This window comes from Pseudomonas fluorescens (assembly GCF_902497875.1).
Lineage (GTDB): Bacteria > Pseudomonadota > Gammaproteobacteria > Pseudomonadales > Pseudomonadaceae > Aquipseudomonas > Aquipseudomonas fluorescens_BR.
Map to the genome: position 1 here is coordinate 305,832 of NZ_CABVHY010000001.1, position 16,984 is coordinate 322,815.

General features: G+C 59.7%; 16 protein-coding genes. 2 read left to right on the forward strand and 14 right to left on the reverse strand.

Features of this window, described 5'->3' with window-relative positions; genetic code table 11:
• Positions 1-64: 64 nt before the first annotated feature.
• Genes F8N85_RS01400 through F8N85_RS01410 form a run of 3 tightly spaced genes read right to left on the reverse strand, consistent with a single transcriptional unit; the run spans position 65 to position 1,887 of the window.
• On the reverse strand, positions 65-877 hold the full coding sequence (locus tag F8N85_RS01400) for a transporter substrate-binding domain-containing protein (RefSeq protein WP_150801902.1): 813 nt from the start codon (positions 875-877) through the stop codon (positions 65-67).
• 18 nt (positions 878-895) lie between these two features.
• Positions 896-1,195 (reverse strand): GYD domain-containing protein, encoded by a 300-nt coding sequence (locus tag F8N85_RS01405; RefSeq protein WP_150801903.1) that lies wholly within the window; start codon positions 1,193-1,195, stop codon positions 896-898.
• Positions 1,196-1,197: 2 nt separating this feature from the next.
• Positions 1,198-1,887, reverse strand: coding sequence for a cysteine hydrolase family protein (locus F8N85_RS01410; protein ID WP_150801904.1), 690 nt, complete (start codon positions 1,885-1,887; stop codon positions 1,198-1,200).
• 108 nt (positions 1,888-1,995) lie between these two features.
• On the opposite strand from F8N85_RS01410, the gene F8N85_RS01415 reads away from it, so the two are divergent.
• Positions 1,996-2,904 carry a LysR substrate-binding domain-containing protein gene (locus F8N85_RS01415; protein ID WP_150801905.1) on the forward strand — a complete coding sequence of 303 codons (909 nt, stop codon included), beginning with the start codon at positions 1,996-1,998 and terminating at the stop codon, positions 2,902-2,904.
• Between the two features lie 199 nt (positions 2,905-3,103).
• Here F8N85_RS01415 and F8N85_RS01420 read toward each other — a convergent pair whose 3' ends face one another.
• The 11 genes from F8N85_RS01420 to F8N85_RS01470 all read right to left on the reverse strand — a co-directional run bounded on the left by F8N85_RS01420 (position 3,104) and on the right by F8N85_RS01470 (position 16,474).
• The gene (locus F8N85_RS01420; protein ID WP_150801906.1) at positions 3,104-4,348 is read right to left on the reverse strand and encodes a saccharopine dehydrogenase family protein; all 1,245 of its coding nucleotides are present in this window, start codon (positions 4,346-4,348) and stop codon (positions 3,104-3,106) included.
• A 27-nt stretch (positions 4,349-4,375) separates the two neighbouring features.
• On the reverse strand, positions 4,376-5,473 hold the full coding sequence (locus tag F8N85_RS01425) for a carboxynorspermidine decarboxylase (protein ID WP_150801907.1): 1,098 nt from the start codon (positions 5,471-5,473) through the stop codon (positions 4,376-4,378).
• Positions 5,474-5,998: 525 nt separating this feature from the next.
• Positions 5,999-7,330, reverse strand: coding sequence for an amidohydrolase (locus F8N85_RS01430; RefSeq protein ID WP_150801925.1), 1,332 nt, complete (start codon positions 7,328-7,330; stop codon positions 5,999-6,001).
• A gap of 136 nt (positions 7,331-7,466) precedes the next feature.
• Positions 7,467-8,738, reverse strand: a complete 1,272-nt coding sequence (locus F8N85_RS01435; RefSeq protein WP_150801908.1) for an OprD family porin — start codon at positions 8,736-8,738, stop codon at positions 7,467-7,469.
• Positions 8,739-8,808: 70 nt separating this feature from the next.
• Positions 8,809-10,014: a 3-(3-hydroxy-phenyl)propionate transporter MhpT gene (gene mhpT, locus F8N85_RS01440; protein WP_150801909.1), complete on the reverse strand. Its 1,206-nt coding sequence runs from the start codon at positions 10,012-10,014 to the stop codon at positions 8,809-8,811.
• Positions 10,015-10,106: 92 nt separating this feature from the next.
• Positions 10,107-11,174, reverse strand: a complete 1,068-nt coding sequence (gene dmpG, locus F8N85_RS01445) for a 4-hydroxy-2-oxovalerate aldolase (RefSeq protein WP_150801910.1) — start codon at positions 11,172-11,174, stop codon at positions 10,107-10,109.
• Between the two features lie 10 nt (positions 11,175-11,184).
• Positions 11,185-12,120: an acetaldehyde dehydrogenase (acetylating) gene (locus F8N85_RS01450; protein WP_150801911.1), complete on the reverse strand. Its 936-nt coding sequence runs from the start codon at positions 12,118-12,120 to the stop codon at positions 11,185-11,187.
• Between the two features lie 32 nt (positions 12,121-12,152).
• Entirely contained in the window at positions 12,153-12,959 is an 807-nt protein-coding gene (gene mhpD / locus F8N85_RS01455; RefSeq protein ID WP_150801912.1) for a 2-keto-4-pentenoate hydratase, read from the reverse strand.
• Between the two features lie 14 nt (positions 12,960-12,973).
• Positions 12,974-13,843 carry an alpha/beta fold hydrolase gene (locus F8N85_RS01460; protein WP_150801913.1) on the reverse strand — a complete coding sequence of 290 codons (870 nt, stop codon included), beginning with the start codon at positions 13,841-13,843 and terminating at the stop codon, positions 12,974-12,976.
• Positions 13,844-13,860: 17 nt separating this feature from the next.
• A complete protein-coding gene (gene mhpB / locus F8N85_RS01465; protein ID WP_150801914.1) occupies positions 13,861-14,814 on the reverse strand; it encodes a 3-carboxyethylcatechol 2,3-dioxygenase in 954 nt (317 codons plus the stop codon).
• Position 14,815: 1 nt separating this feature from the next.
• Complete coding sequence (locus F8N85_RS01470) at positions 14,816-16,474, reverse strand: bifunctional 3-(3-hydroxy-phenyl)propionate/3-hydroxycinnamic acid hydroxylase (RefSeq protein ID WP_150801915.1); 1,659 nt, start codon at positions 16,472-16,474, stop codon at positions 14,816-14,818.
• A gap of 134 nt (positions 16,475-16,608) precedes the next feature.
• Here F8N85_RS01470 and F8N85_RS01475 point away from each other — a divergent pair.
• A partial coding sequence (locus tag F8N85_RS01475) for a helix-turn-helix domain-containing protein (RefSeq protein ID WP_150801916.1) occupies positions 16,609-16,984 on the forward strand: 376 nt, incomplete at its 3' end.

Sequence of the window (16,984 nt, forward strand, 5' to 3'; positions counted from 1 at the left end):
GAGATGAATGTTGCGTAAACCCCGGTGCTACGGTTTTTAAGTTCTATCCTGGAGTGGGCAGGGGTCAGGGCTTGATATCGAAATCAGACTCGGCAATGTTGTATTTTTTAGCGATCGTGCTCAGGGTGCCATCCGCTTTGATTTTATTCAGCCCCTCCTGAACGGCTTGTTTGTCTTCAGGGTTTTTTTGGAAATATATTCCATAGTTAGCTTCGGAAGGGAACGCAAAGGCGAGTTTGAGATGACCTTGCGACTGTTTGATCCGAACCCCTGCTTCAGCTGTTTCGGTGATGGTGGCGTTGACCCGTCCACCCAGAACCTGCTGGGTCGAGGCGACCTGTGTGGGGTAGGAGCTGATTGAAATCGGAGGGAGGTTGGACGCTATGAATTGTTCGTTCAGCTTAACCAGGAGCTTTAAGTTGGAAGATCCTGCTTCTACCGATACGGATTTACCGCTCAGGTCCTCGGGTTTCTGGATGGTGGTATCGGTGCTGGCGGTGACGATTGCGGGCGAGGTCATCAGGTACGGGACGGCGCTGTAGACTTTTTGACGCTCATCGTTAATATAAATACCGCTGATGGCCAGAGAACATTTTCCTGACTGTAACGAAGGAAGGACTCCTTCAAAACTGCTCGTCAAGAATCTGACTTGTGCTCCCCATTGTTTTGCCATGGCGTCGATAATATCGATGTCAATGCCCTTGGGACGTTGATCAGCAGCGTTCTCTATAAAGGTAAGCGGAGGGAAATCGCCTGTGGTGCACACATTGAGACGGCCATCCTGCACGAAAGAGGGGATCGCAGGTTCGGCCATTGCCAAGCCTGAAAATAACAGTGCACCGTAAAACACTCTTGTTGTCGTTGTAAGCGCTTTCATGTGCTGTCTCCGGTATTATTATGTTCTAGGGATGTTGTCTACTATGGAGCCCCATTCGGTCGTGTCGAAGGCTCTTAAAATCAAGGGTTCGACATGCCCGTCCTGGCGAGCGGTCAGCAAGTATTCCATCATCAATATTTCACTGGGCATTTCAAATATTTGAACAAAATCATAAGGGCCCATGGTGGCGAACAGACCGAGACTGCGTCCACCCAGGCGTTCTACACGTTCTTTGCTGATCCTCCCTCGCTCAGGTGAGTCTTTTAATTCGGTAAGGCCTTTATGTGTCATGCGCATCAAGGAGATGAAGAGGGGCATAATTAACTCGTGCACTGAGAGGTAGGGGTGTTAAGAGTTGACAGGAACTTTATAACTTCTTGGCTTTCTGCCACTGTTCCGAAAATCCCGTTTTCAACGGTGACCATGTAAATGGCCGCTTCGTGTGCATACTGATCGCCGCTGGCGCAGGCGTCTTCAATCAGCAGGTTCTGGTAATTACGGTCTTGAGCTTCTCGCATCGTGGTGCTCACGCAAACATCTGTCGTGCAGCCACTGAACAGTAAATGTGTTATTCCCTTTGCGCGAAGTACATGATCAAGTTCTGTGTAGGTAAACGCCCCATTCGCGGTTTTATCAATGATCACGTCTTCCGGGCTGACATTGATTTCCGGATCAATTTCGAAACCTGGGGATGAGCGCAGTAGAACATTGGTATTGTCCAGGCCCGACTGCTTGCGGCGCCACTTTTCATAGTCCGTCATGTCGGCCATGTCGGCACGATAGCCTTGGCGGGTGTGTACGATTAAACAACCGACACTTCGCGCCGCTTCAATGACTGCATTGACTACAGGAACGATTTTGCGAATGGATGCAGGGTTGTAGCCCATCTTCGCAAAGTATCCATCGTGAGCGATAAAGTCGATTTGCAGGTCGATGACCATAAGTGCAGTTTTTTTGGGGTCGAAATTTCCATCGTACGGGTAGTTGAAGGGGCGAGCGGTAATTGCCATGAGGGTTCTTCTTGTGGCTATTGTTTGTCATGATTCTAGGATCATTCTATTGACATTTACAGCGATAAATTTTAACGTATTTTTGTTTAGTATAACTTAACGATTATTATGAATAGTGCTCCCAATCTCACCTATTTCAAGGTTTTCGAATCGGTCGCCAGATTGGGATTGGTAAGGGCTGCTGCCTCAGAGCTCTATATCACTCCTGGAGCGGTAAGCCAGCAGCTGCGTAGCCTGCAGGAGTCGTTGGGGGTCGAGCTTTTTGCCAAGGACGGCAGGCGGCTTAAACTCACGGATGCGGGGAAACTGCTGCAGCGCTCGGTCGCGTCGGCGTTATTCGAGATCAATGGCTGCCTGGACCAGATTTCCGGCAGCAAGGCGAAAGAACCTCTCGGGGATAAGTTCCGGGTTTCAATGCCCCAGGCTTTGGCCGTTTCATGGCTGGCGCCCAACCTGTTTGAATTTGCCGAGAGTACGGGGTTGTCAACGCTCGACATTCAGTCGTGTAGCGACCCTGGCCAAATTGATTGGCGTGTCACTGATGTGGCCATTGTCTATGGGAATGCTCCATGGCCAGGCCTTACCTGGCATCTTTTAGAGAATATCGATATTGCGCCGGTGTGCAGCCCGCGCTTGTTAAACGGATCAGTGCCGCTTCGCACCGTTGAAGGATTGGCAGATGTGTGGATATTGCATGAAGATGACGGCAGCGAATGGCGGCGCTGGCTGGTTAAATCAAAAGCGAAAAATCTACCGGTCAAAACTGCTCGATTCGACTCGATGGCCACGGTGCTTTCTGCTGCGCTGGAGGGGAAGGGCGTAGCGCTGGCCAGTCGCTGGTTGGTCAGGGACTATCTTCATGACGGCCGCCTGGTGTTTCCTTTCGAGATGACCATCGAGGCGTCAAAAAACTACTATTGTTTGTGTCCCGAAGCCCGTGCGGACGAGCCCTTGGTTGCCAAGTTTATCGAGTGGATAGGTGGGCGGAATGTGGACGCTTCTCGCGTACGCAAATAACCGGGATTGCGGCTGTTGTTGCTGACGGCGGCACCCTTGACGAGACAGGCTCTCTGGTCTGCAGGACCCGACGCTGAACAAGTTGTATCAGAACCTGATTACCGACAAGTTGAAGGACGGCGTCGAACTGGACAAAGCCATCGAGGCAGTGAAGATAACAAGGTGCGCCCTTCCTGGCGCACCCTGTTTTTGAACGCTATCAGGCGATAGGGTTCCAGGGACGGTCGCCAGACTCGTCCTTGATGCGGGTCGGCAGGCCCATCACATCCAGCGCCTTGAGGAACGGCTCAGCCGGCAGTTCCTCGACGTTGACCATGCGCCGTACGTCCCACTCGCCACGGGCTACCAGCAGGGCTGCAGCCACGGGTGGCACGCCTGCGGTATAGGAAATGCCCTGGCTGTCGGTTTCTGCATAGGCTTGCTCGTGGTCGGCGACGTTGTAGATGAACACCTCGCGCGGCTGACCATCCTTGGTGCCCTTGACCAGATCGCCGATGCAGGTCTTGCCGGTGTAGCCGGGCGCCAGTGAGCTCGGATCAGGGAGCACGGCCTTGACCACTTTCAGCGGCACGACTTCCAGGCCTTCGGCGGTTAACACCGGTTGCTCGGAGAGCAAGCCGAGGTTCCTGAGTACGGTAAACACATTGATGTAGTGCTCGCCGAAGCTCATCCAGAAACGCACGTTAGGCACGCCGAGGTTCTTCGACAGCGAGTGCACTTCATCATGGCCGGTCAGGTACAGGTTCTGCGCCCCTACGACCGGCAAGTCGTCGGTGCGTTTGACTTCGAACATCGTGTTGCTGGTCCACTGGCTGTTCTGCCAGCTCCACACTTGTCCGGTGAACTCGCGGAAATTGATTTCCGGGTCAAAATTGGTGGCGAAATACTTGCCATGGGAACCGGCATTGACATCAAGAATGTCGATCGAGTCAATGCGGTCGAAATACTGTTGTTGCGCCAGTGCTGCATAGGCGTTGACCACACCCGGGTCGAAGCCCACGCCGAGAATGGCGGTAATGTTTTTCTCTTTGCACTCTTCGAGGTGGTTCCACTCGTAGTTGCCATACCAGGGCGGCGTCTCGCAGATTTTGCCCGGTTCTTCGTGAATGGCGGTGTCCAGATAGGCCACGCCGGTATCGATGCAGGCACGCAGCACCGACATGTTGAGGAAAGCGGAACCGACGTTGATGACGATCTGCGATCCGGTTTCGCGGATCAGCGCCTTGGTCGCTTCCACATCCAGGGCGTCCAGCGAGTAGGCCTGGATATCGGCGGGCACTTTGAGGCTGCCCTTGGCCTTGACGCTGTCGATGATGGCCTGGCATTTGGAGATGCTGCGCGACGCGATAGCTATACGACCGAGTTCATCGTTGTGCTGCGCGCACTTGTGGGCCACCACCTTGGCGACACCTCCTGCACCAATGATAAGTACATTCTTCTTCAATTTTTCTCTCTCTCCTTCTCTGCCAGCTTACGAGAGGCTGGACAAGTAGTCGTTGAAACCAAACTCACGAACCACCTCGACACTACCGTCGAGTTGTTTCACCACGATGGACGGCATTTTCAGGCCGTTGAACCAGTTCTTCTTGACCATGGTGTAACCCGCTGCGTCGATGAACGACAGCCGATCGCCGATGGCCAGCGGACGATCAAATTGATACTCGCCGAAAATGTCTCCGGCCAGGCAGGATTTGCCGCACACCATGTAGGTGTGCTCGCCCTCGCTGGGCGCCAGCTTGGCATTCAGGCGATAGATCAGCAGATCGAGCATGTGCGCCTCGATGGAGCTGTCCACGACCGCCAGGTGCTTGCCGTTGTAGAGGGTATCGAGCACGGTGACTTCCAGCGACGCGCTCTGAGTGATGGCGGCTTCGCCCGGCTCCAGGTAAACCTGCACGCCGTACTTCTGCGAGAAAGCCTTGAGGCGCGCGCAGAAAGCGTCCAGCGCGTAGCCTTCACCGGTGAAGTGAATGCCGCCGCCGAGGCTGACCCACTCGACCTTGTGCAGCAGATGACCGAATCGCTCTTCGATGGTGCACAGCATCTGGTCGAACAGGCCGAAGTCATCGTTCTCGCAGTTGTTGTGGAACATGAAACCGGATATCTGCTCGATGACCTGCTCGATCTCCGCCGGATCCCACTCGCCCAGGCGGCTGAACGGCCGCGCCGGGTCGGCCAGCAGGTAATCCGAGCTGCTCACCTGCGGATTGACCCGCAGACCGCGCACCTTGCCTGCTGAAGCCTCGGTGTAGCGCTGCAGCTGGCTGATGGAGTTGAAGATGATCTTGTCGCAGTTGGCGAGCATCTCCTCGATCTCGTCGTCGGCCCAGGCCACGCTATAGGCGTGGGTCTCGCCAGCGAACTTCTGTCGACCGAGCTTGAGCTCGTAGAGCGACGACGACGTGGTGCCGTCCATGTATTGCTGCATCAGATCGAACACCGACCAGGTGGCGAAGCACTTGAGTGCCAGCAGGGCCTTGGCCCCGGACTGTTCGCGCACGTAGGCGATCTTCTGCATATTGACCAGCAGTTTCTGTTTGTCGATGAGGTAGTACGGTGTCTTGATCATTCGAGGCCTCCGGCAAGGCCAGCCAAAAAGGGCGTGCATTGTGCCTTCACTTGATACATATCGGAAGGTAGGAGACACAATTTCGCCGAGGCAGTGCCTGACCTTGCTTCCCAATCTTGCGTGTAGCCTACTCCGGACAATCGCCCGGTAAGGTTCTGCGGGTGCGAGAAACCCTGCCAGCACCTCAGGTAGAAACTCGCTGTGACGATGGTTGCCGGATCAATGCGCAAGCCATGGATGTTGAGGTTATCCAGCACAAAAGTGCCCATCCCATGTCGGGTTTGCACCAAGCCAGACGCCTGTAGGTAGCCAGCCAACAACTCAGAAGGCCGGTTCCGCGTCAGGTCGAATGACTGCATTCGACCTGATACGGGTAGCCTGTTCCGTCTTCCATGATGCTCGGTACGGCGGATAGGCCGCTACCAGCAAAGGCGTAACGCAGCCCTCGGCAGAGGGCAGGTCGGTGGCGTTAAACCCGACAAAAACATCACTCCACCCCTTTGTTCCTCCAATCCGAAATGGCCTTCAAGATTTTTTGGCCTCCCGCCCCGGATAGTTGAGTACAAACTGAACATGCGCCTTCACCCCTGTGGCCAAGGTCGCATCGTCCGCGGTGAAGTAGGGGCTGTGGTTATTCGGAGTCTTCTGCATGTCCTGGTTTTCAGGCGTTGCTCCAAGAAACACGAACAGACCAGGCACCTTCTCTGCATAGTAGGAAAAGTCCTCACTCGGTGAGAGCGATGATTCCAGACGCTCGACCTTGCCCGGCGCAGCCAGCTCCAGTGCGGGCACCATGGCTTCGGTCAGCGCAGGATTATTGGTGGTGACTGGGGCAATGTTCACCAGTAACAGGTTGGCCTTGGTCTCATAGGCGCTGGCAATGCCGTTCACCAGCGGCGGCATTTTCTGCAGCATGGTGTTGCGTATCGAGGCGTTATTGGTGCGAATGGTGCCAGTGAGTTCGACAGTCTCGGGAATGATATTGCTCGCCGAGCCGGCATTGATCGTGCCGACACTGATGACGCCCATGCCCTTGGTCATGTCTATCCGCCGACTGACCAGCGTCTGCAGGCCGCCGATGATGTTCTCGCTGGCGATTATCGGGTCCACGCCGCTCCACGGCGCGGAGCCGTGGGTCTGCTGGCCTTTGATGGTGATGCGGAAGGCGTCGCTGCTGTTGAGCACAGTCCCGGATTTGTAATACAGGTGGCCGGTCGGGTAACCGGCCATGACATGAACCCCGAATATGGCCTCTACCTTCGGGGTGTCCAGTGCACCGTCGCGGATCATCGCCTGCGCGCCGATCACCGCGTCTGCCTGGAACTCATCCACATCGGCGGCGCCTTCTTCAGCCGGCTGGAAAAGAAAAACCACCGTTCCGGCGACCTCATTGCGATGCTCCGCAAGCACCTTGGCCGCGCCCAGGAGCATCGCCGTGTGCGTGTCATGCCCACAGGCATGCATGACCGGTACCGTTTTCCCCCGGTGTACGCCGATTGCTGTGCTGGCGAACGGCAAGCCGGTCATTTCCTTGACGGGTAGGGCATCCATGTCAGCGCGCAAGGCCACCACAGGGCCGGGTTTACCACCCTTGAGTACGCCGACCACGCCCGTCTTGCCGATGTGGGTGCGCACCTCCAGCCCCAGCCCTTTAAGCTGCTGCGCAACCAGTTCAGAAGTTTTCACCTCCATATTTCCCAGCTCGGGGTTCTGGTGAATGGTGTGGCGCAGCTCGATGACGTCCTGGTTGACTGAGGCGACGGCTGGGTCGACCCAACTGAAATCGGAGGCTTGGCAGAAGGCTGCCGAAAAGCTGCTCAAAAGAGCGAAACACAAAGGGGATGACGGTACACGCATGATTGGTTTCCGCTGAGGCCAGATGACTGTTGGTGAGAAGTGCTGCTTTTGGCCGTCGCACAGGGTAGGTCGGGGTGGGGATGGCAACAAGCTGAGGTGACCGGTAATCGCCCATTTTTTCCCGGCACCAGAGGTCTCACCACAACTTCCACGTGTAATCGACATTCAGCCGCAGTTCATTGTCATCCCGATGGCTGGCCCGGGCGCTGAAGTCGTTGCGGTACCAGGCGTTGCGCGCCCGCAGGGCGAGGCCTTTGAGGGCGCCGCCCTGCAGCACGTAGGACAGCTCGATATCCTTTTCGCTCTCGGTCAGGTTGGAGCCTCCCAGTTTGGGCAGCTCGATATTGTCGCCACTCACGTAGCGCAGCATGCCATTGAGTCCCGGCACGCCCAGGCCGGCAAAATTGTAGTCATAGCGCACCTGCCAACTGCGCTCCCTGGGGTTCAGAAACTCGGAGCTCATAGTGCCTTCGGTGATCACCAGCGGCTCGGTGCCGAACAGGTACGGCATGGCTGTCTTGCCGCTCAGTTGCATGTAGCCGGCACCGAACTTGTGGGACCCCAGGGCATACGTCAGCATCAGCGCCGCGTTGCGGTTGTCCACCGGACCGGCCTTGGCCGCGCCGTCCTCGCCAGTGACGAACAGGCGGAAATCGCTTTTCAGGCTGCCGGGGCCCAGCGGGCGATTGTCGACGAAGCCGTAGTAGTCCTTGCGGTACAGGTCAGCGAGTTCTGCGTGGTAGTACTTGAGGGTCAATTGTGGAGACCAGGCGTAGTCGCCGCCGACGAAGAGGAAGCGATCTGACTCGGCGGCACCATTGAAGCGCCCGTTGGGCGAGCCCACCGACATTTTCTGGTAGTCGGTGGAGTCGCGCAGGTTGATGCGATCCAGCCAGCCGACGTGCAGGGTCAGGCGCTCGAGTTCCTGGGACTTGAGATACGCGCCGCGGAAGGTCTGTGGCAGCAGGCGGGTAGGACTGGCGAAGGCGATCGGCAGGAGAGTGCTGATGGTGCCCAGTTGCAGCTCGCTTTTCGACGCCCTGAGTTTGGCCGTCAGGCCCAGCTCCGAATACTCATCGGCGGGCTCCCGGGTGGTGGGGTTGTACGGCAACAGGCCGGTACCGGTGTGAGCACGGGAGGAATCCAGACGCACACCCAGCAGGCCTTGGGCGTCCAGGCCGAACCCCACCGGCCCTTCGGTATAGCCTGAGCGCAGGTTGAGGATGAAACCTTGGGCCCATTCGCGGGCGGCGGCCTGGGGCGTTGCGTTTACGTAATTGCGATCGAAGTAATAGTTGCGCATCGTCAGGTCGGCGTGGCTGTCATCGATAAAACCGCTGGCGCAGGCCTGGCCAAGGGATAAAACGCAGGTGCAGGCGCTGAGCGCCCGAAGAGAAGTCTTGAGCATGGCGGTGTTCACTTTTATTGTTATTGGGGTAAACCCGCACCGTCCCGGTGCGGGGTATTACGGGTGGGTGTCAGTCCGACTGAGAACCGTTGCGCCGAACCGACAGGTAGAACATGGCCACCGCGGCGATGACGATCCCCGGCGCCGAAGCCAGCATCACCCCGGCCGTGCCGGTGCCCAGGGCAAGCATCTTGCCCGCCACCAGCGGGCCGCTCATTGCACCCAGTCTGCCAATGGCCACCGCACTGCCCACGCCCGTGGCGCGCACCGACGGGCGATAGAAATGCGGTGCCAGGGCGTACAGCACGCACTGCCCACCGGTGGCGAAAAAGCCGGCGACGAAGCCGGCCACCAGCATGCTCTCCAGACGGCTGGCCAGACCCAGGGCAGTCAGCGCGGCGAGGATTCCCAAATAGATCAGTGCTGACAGTGCCCAAGCGGGCAGGCGGTCCATCACCCAACCCAGCATCAAGGTACCGACCGTTGCGCCAATCTGCAGGGCGAGCATTACCCAGCTGGCCTGGCGGCCACTGAATCCCTGGCCGATCAGCAAGCTGGGCAGCCAGTTGATCAGGATGTAGACCACCATGAGGGTAAAAAAGTAACTGATCCAGATCAGTGCGGTGGGCAGCGCCGCGCCCTCGCGGAACAGGCCCTGGACCACGCCGATCGGCGCCACGCCCTGGGTGCCGCGAAACTGCAGCGACTCCGGCAGGTAGAACCCCAGCAAAGGCACGATCAACAGCGGCACCACGCCGCCGACGTAGAACACCACCTGCCAACCGCCGGCCAACTCGGCGATGCCGATGCCAGCTGCCAGTGCGGCTCCCAGCGGCACGCCGCAATACATCAGGCTCACAGCGGTACCACGCAGGCGCGGGCCGGCCACTTCACTGGTCAGCGCGATCAGGTTGGGCAGGGCAGCGCCAAGCCCTACACCCGTCAGGCAACGGGCAACCAGCAAGCTGTTGAAGTCCCAGGCCATGGCCGTGACCAGCGAGAACAGCCCGAACAGCGCCACCGACGCCATCAATACGCGTTTGCGACCGATGCGGTCGGCCAGCCAGCCGCCCACGAACGCACCGGGCAGCAGGCCGAAAATCCCGGCGCTGAACACCCAGCTCATGTGCAATTTATCCAGCTCGAAAGCCGCCGCCATGCCTTGGGCAGCGATCCCGGAGGCCTGCAGATCCAGGCCCTCCATCAGGGCCACGAGGAAACACAGACCGATGGTCCGCGTCAGGTGCAGCGGTGTTGTTAGGGTGAGCGAAGTCATGGGTAGTACCCGTTTTATTGTTGTAATGGACAAAACAGGGCCGACTGACCGCTGCGTGGGCGGTCAGCCGGTGGGGTGCACGGTGTCAAGTTTTACGACTGCTTCGCAGCCGAACGGGGCGATGCGGCGTTCCGACAAGCTCCCTCGCCACAGAGGTCCAGCGCGACGTCGACGATCATGTCTTCCTGGCCGCCGACCATCCGCCGTTGGCCCAGCTCCACGAGGATGTCGAGGGTCTTGAGGCCGTACTTGGCGGCGGCGACTTCGGCGTGGCGCAGGAAGCTCGAATAGACCCCGGCGTAACCCAGTGCGAGTGTTTCGCGATCGACTCTAACCGGACGATCCTGCAGCGGACGAACGATGTCATCGGCGGCATCCATCAGCGTGTAGAGGTCGGTGCCGTGGTTCCAGCCCAGGCGTTCGGCGGCGGCGATGAACACTTCCAGCGGCGCATTACCGGCACCCGCGCCCATGCCCGCGAGACTGGCGTCGATGCGGTCGCAACCTTCCTCGACGGCGGTGATGGAGTTGGCGACACCCAGCGACAGGTTGTGGTGGGCGTGCATGCCGGTCTCGGTTTCCGGCTTGAGCACCGCCTTGAACGCCCGGAAGCGCTCGCGCACGTCCTGCATGTTCATCGCCCCACCGGAGTCGGCCATGTACACGCACGTCGCGCCGTAGCTCTCCATCAGCTTGGCCTGTTGCGCCAGCTGCTCGGCCGGGATCATATGGCTCATCATCAGGAAACCGACGGTGTCCATGCCCAACTCGCGGGCGTATTCGATGTGCTGTTTCGAGACGTCCGCTTCGGTGCAGTGGGTGGCGATGCGCACCACCCGGGCCCCGGCGTTGTAGGCGGCTTTCAGGTCGTGGACCGTGCCGATACCGGGCAACAACAGGGTGGTGATCTTGGCGTGGCTGATCACATCGGCCGCGGCCTCGATCCATTCCAGATCGGTGTGCGCGGCAAAGCCATAGTTGAAGCTCGAGCCTTGCAGACCGTCACCGTGAGCGACTTCGATCGAGTCGACCTTGGCCTTGTCCAGGGCACGGGCAATGTCCTGCACATTCTGAATCGAATACTGGTGGCGGATGGCATGGCTGCCATCGCGCAGGGTCACGTCGGAGATATAGAGTTTTTTGCCGGGATTAAAAGTCATGTCGGTCTCCTCAGGCGTTCAGCATCGACTGCGCCATGCGTTCGGCGGTGGCCAAGGCAGCGGAGGTCATGATGTCGAGATTGCCGGCGTAGGCTGGCAGGTAATGGGCGGCGCCTTCGACTTCCAGAAACACCGAAGTCTTGAGCCCCGAGAATGTGCCCAGGCCGGGGATGTGCAGCGGCGCGTCTTCAGGGATCACGTCGAACTGAACTTTTTGCTTCAGGCGATAGCCCGGCACATAGGCCTGCACGGCGGCAGCCATTTCTTCGATGGACGCCTCGACCAGCACCTGGTCAGCCGCCTCGGACAGCACAAACACCGTATCGCGCATCATCAACGGCGGCTCGGCCGGGTTCATCACAATGATCGCCTTGCCCTTGGCCGCGCCGCCGATCACTTCGATCGCCTTGGAGGTGGTTTCGGTGAATTCGTCGATGTTGGCGCGAGTGCCGGGACCGGCAGATTTACTGGCGATCGAGGCGACGATTTCCGCGTAGTGCACCTTCGCCACACGCGACACCGCCGCGACCATCGGGATGGTTGCCTGGCCACCGCAAGTGACCATGTTGACGTTGAGCCGATCCAGATTCTGTTCCAGATTCACCACCGGCACACAGTACGGGCCGATGGCTGCCGGGGTCAGATCGATCAGGCGGATGCCGGGTTTGATCGAACGCAGGAAGGCGTCGTTCTTCACATGGGCACCGGCCGAGGTGGCATCGAAGACGAAGTCGATGTCCTTGAAGACGTCCATGCGGGTCAGGCCTGCAACGCCTTCATGGGTAGTGGCGACGCCCATGCGCTGGGCACGCGCCAGACCGTCGGAGGCCGGGTCGATGCCGACCATCACCGCTATTTCCAGGTGCTTGGCGTTACGCAGGATCTTGATCATCAGGTCGGTGCCGATGTTGCCGGAACCGATGATGGCGACTTTGAGTTTGTTCATTGTTGTTGCCTCTTTTGCACGCAAGTCGCCGATCACTCGGCGCTACTTTCAGCCATGAAGTTCACACCGACCCGGCCGATACCATCGATCTCGGCCTCGAAACGATCACCGGCGGCTACCGGCACCATCGGCCCGAGTGCACCGGTGAGAAGGATGTCGCCCGCCCGCAGCGGATCGCCCAGGCGAGCCATGGTGCAAGCCAGCCAGACGGCCGCGTTGAGGGGATGGCCGAGGCATTCGGCGCCACTGCCGCTGGAGACTTCTTCGCCATTGCGGGTCATGCGCATGCTGGCCTGGCGCAGGTCGAGCCCATCGAGACGGCGAGCCGGGCCACCCAATACAAAGCAGCCACTGGAGGCGTTGTCCGCCACGGTATCGACGAAGCGGATGTTCCAGCCCTGTACACGGCTGCCGACGATTTCCAGTGCCGGGACCACCCAGCCGGTCGCCGCCATGACGTCGGCAAACGTGCTGTCGGCGCTGGGCAGATCGCGTTCGAGGATCAAGGCGATTTCGGCCTCGATCTTCGGTTGCAGCACGCGAGCTATGGGCACGTTTTCGTTGTCGCCGTAGCACATGTCGGCGAACAGCGTGCCGAAGTCCGGCTGGTCCACGCCCAACTGCGCCTGGACCTTGGGGTTGGTCAGGCCGATCTTGCGCCCGACCACGCGGCGACCGTTGGCCACGCCGTGGGCGACGTTGAGCCGCTGGATGGCGTAAGCGGCCTCGGCGTTGTCTTCGCCGATCCGCTCGCGCAGTGGCGCGATGGCCTCGCTGTGGGCTTCGGCATGGCGCAGGTCAGCGGCTAGCTGTACCAGAGTGTCTTGGGTAAGGGTCATGTCGGCCTCTGTCATCAGTGGGTCAGGAAGTCCAGGACCATGCGGTTGAAGGTCTCGGCGTGTTCCCACTGGGCCCAGTGGCCGCAGCGATTGAACACATGCAGTTGTGCCTGGGGCAGGCCGGCCAGCAGGCGCAGGCCGGTGTCCATGGGCACGAAGCGATCTTCGCGGCCCCAGACGAGCAGCGTCCGGGCGGTGATTTCGTGCAGCCGGTGGCTGAAATCCGGGAATTGCTTGGGATTGAGGGTGCTGCTCTTGACGAAGTTTTCCAGGTGATCGCGGCGCGCCAGAATGTTGTCCAGGCGGGTCTGGAACAACTCTTCGGTCAGACTGCTGGCGTCGAAGACGAAGACGTTCATCATCTTCTTCAGGTTTTCAATGGTCGGTTCGCGGTACAGCGCGCCGATCAATTTGATGCCTTCGGTGGGTTGCGGCACAAAGGCGCTTGGGCCGCCGGTGCCGCCGCCCATCAGCACCAGTTTGCCGATGCGCTCAGGGTTTTCCAGAGCGAACGCTACAGTGCTGTGGGCGCCCATCGAGTTGCCGAGAATGTGTACGCGGTCCAGATCCAGAACATCGAGCAGCCCCTTGAGCGCTCGTGCATTGAGGTCCGAGCGCGAGCCGTCGCAAACGACCGGATCGCTTTTGCTCCAGCCTGGGCAGTCCATCAAAATCACGCGGTAACCGGCGGCCACCAAGGGTTCGATGTTGCGGTGGAAATTGGCCCAGCCACTAGCACCGGGACCAGAGCCGTGGAGCATCACCACCGTCTCGGCGCCTTGGCCGACGTCGTTGTAATGCAGTTGCAGGTCCAGCTCACCTTCCTTGATGTGGGCAAAGCGGCTAGTGGAGGCTTCGGTGAATGCGGATTCAGTGGCAGTCATGGCAGTGGTCCTTGGATTCAGTGGTTGTTGTTCAGCGGCTGGGCGCCAAGGGCGGCAAAGCCTGCGATCCATTCGGGAATCGGACGGTAGTAACGCCCTTCGGCCTGATAAGGGCCGAAGGCGGACAGCGCGGCAAAGGCGGCAACCCAGGTTTTCACTTCGTGAGTGGATTTGCCGGCCAGTGCCGACAGCTCGTCATTGCCCAGGGCATCGAGGTCGCTCAGCCGACCCTGTTCGAGGGTGTCGAGAAACTGTTGATCCCACGTTGGGTTGAGCGGGTGCAGGCTGTGTTGGTCTTCGACGAAGTCCCGGGCGGCCTGGATGACGCGTTGCTGGCGCGCCTGGCGCTCATCGGCTGGCAGCTGGCGGCCGCTGCCCATCAGACGATCGGCCATGCGCGCATCGACCTTGGCCAGTTCCGGCACCGGTGGCTGGTGGGACAGGCCCCCGGAAGCCAGGAACAGCACGCGTTTGTTCAGCGACTGCGCCCACTGGCCGATCGCTTCACCGAGCAGACGGGCACGCTTGAAGCCGGGCAGGGGCACCGCCACCGAGTTGATGAACACCGGAATCACCGGGCAGCCTTGCAAGCCGCCCAGCAACAGCTCCAGGGGTTGGGCAAAGGCGTGGTCGACCTGCATGCGATACGACACGGCGGCATCGACGCCGGCATCGAGGACCGCCTGGGCGCAGGATTCGGCCAGCGCTTTGGGCACATCCAGAGGGCCGGCGGCCGTGTCGAAATCGCCGATGGCATGGGCCGCCATGCCGATGCAGAAGGCCGGCATCACGTCGTAGAAAAAGCCGTTGTAGTGGTCGGGGCCGAACAGCACGATCAGCTCCGGGTCGAAGCGGGCGATGCGCTCCCGTGCATCAGCAATCATGCCATCCACCTCGGCCAGCACTTCTGGCGTCGGATCGACATAGCCCACCAGCGGCGTGTGGGATAAGCAGTGCAGATAGGCACTCATGTCAGGCCACCTTGCTGGCGAGGATAGCCACTTCAGGTTGCGGCAGTGCCTTGAGCGCCAGGGCCAATTCATCACAGGCCTGGCCGACGGTTTGCGGAATGGCCAGGCCGGCAAGGAAGCGGTCCGGGCGCACCAGGGCGATGGACGCCGAGCCACGGGCGAACCATTCCTTGAGGCGGCCGGTGCTGTCACCGATGCGGATCACACCTTGGCTGACGTCACGGGCAGCTTTGAGCTGGACGTCCGGCAGTACCTGGATAAAGCGCGTGCCCAGTGCTTGCCACTGATCGATCTGCGCGGCCGTCAGGCCCCAGGTCGGGTCGCAGCCCCAGGCGATAATTGCGAAGTTCTCGCCGATCACCTCATCCAGCAACACGGTGTCGCCGGCTTCGGTCAGTACCCGCGGCTGAATGAACATCTTGCCCACTGGCGAGCATTTTTCGTTCGGTACGATCAGGGCGCCCTGGGTGTATTGCGGCATTGGCTTGAAACGCATTTCCAGGAAGTAGCGTTTGACTGGCGGCACGTAATTCAGCAGCCACGACACGCCGTCACGCAAGGTGCCTTGCCAACGCTTGGGTGGCGCCAACACATGGCCGGCCAGCACGGAAAGGTCGATCATCGCCTTGGCGTGGTCACGGCGTTCCTGTTCATAGCTGTCGAGCAGGCTGTCGGCGGCCAGGCCTTTGATCACCAGCGAGAGTTTCCAGGCCAGGTTGGAGGCGTCGCGCATGCCGCTGTTGTAACCCTGGCCCTGCCAGACCGGCATGATGTGCGCGGCATCACCGGCCAGCAGCACCCGGCCCTCACGGAACCGCCCGGCCAGGCGAGCGTTGTGGGTATAGACGCGGCTGCGGATCAATTCGATGTGGTCCGGGTTCGGCAGCACTTTGGCCAGTAGCTTGCGCATGTTCTCGGGTTTGCTCAGCTCGGCTTCGGTTTCGCCAGGCATGACCATGAATTCGAAACGGCGCACGCTGTGGGGCAGGGCGGCGGAAACGTAAGGACGCACCGGGTCGCAGCACAGATAAACATGGGGCGTGCTCAGCGGGTCGTTGGCGATGTCGACCACGATCCACTGATTAGGCGCGGTCTTGCCTTCGAAACTGATGTTCAGGTTGCGCCGCACCAGGCTGTTGCCACCGTCGCAACCGATCAGATAACGGGCCTGCAGGCGTTCGCTGCGGCCGTTCTGATCCTTGAGGTCGAGCACCACAGCGCTGTCGCTTTGCTCGAAGCCTTCGAGCTCACGGCCGAACAGCACGTTGACGTTGTCGAAGCGCTGCAAGCCTTCGAACAGTACGCGGTCGGCCAGGGGCTGGATGAAGGCGTTGCGTCGCGACCAGCCGAACTCATCGGTCTTGGGCTGTATATCGGCAAAGCAGCGACCCTTGGGGGTCAGGAAACGCATGGCGTGCCAGGGTGTGGTGTGCGGCAGCACGTTGTCGGCCAGACCGACGGCCTGGAAAGTACGCAGGCTTTCGTCGTCCAGACCGATGGCGCGGGGGTAGTCGATCAGGCTGTCGAGCTTTTCCACCACGGTGACGTTCACACCACATTGGCCCAGGTAATTGGCGATCATCAAGCCGACAGGGCCGGCGCCAACGATGGCGACGTCGGTGGTCAGGTCCAATGTGGAAGGAGTGGGTGCAGAACTCATGGTCATCTCCGTACAGCGCTTTTGGATTTCTTGTTGGGCGCAGTATGGAAATCACCGGGCTGGTCGACAACGACAACCCTTGTTAATGTGCACTAAGTGCACATGATTGATTTATAAGAATAAAGGGTCTATCCATGAGCGAGACCGAATACAAAGCCGTGCGCGGTCTGATGCGGGGTCTGGCACTGATCAATGGCTTGAACCGCTTCGATGGCGGGGCCAGCACCGCGCAACTGGCTGAGCAGAGCGGGCTGCACCGCACCACCGTACGCAGGCTGTTGGAGACCTTGCAGGCCGAGGGTTATGTCCGGCGAAGCGAGTCGGATGACAGCTATCGACTGACGCTGAAAGTACGCGAACTCAGTGAAGGGTTTCGCGATGAACAATGGATCTCCTCAATCGCCGCACCCTTGCTCGGCGAGTTGCTACAAGCAGTCGTCTGGCCGACCGACCTGTGCACGCTGGACGGTGATGCCATGGTCATTCGGGAGACCACCCATCGTTTCAGCC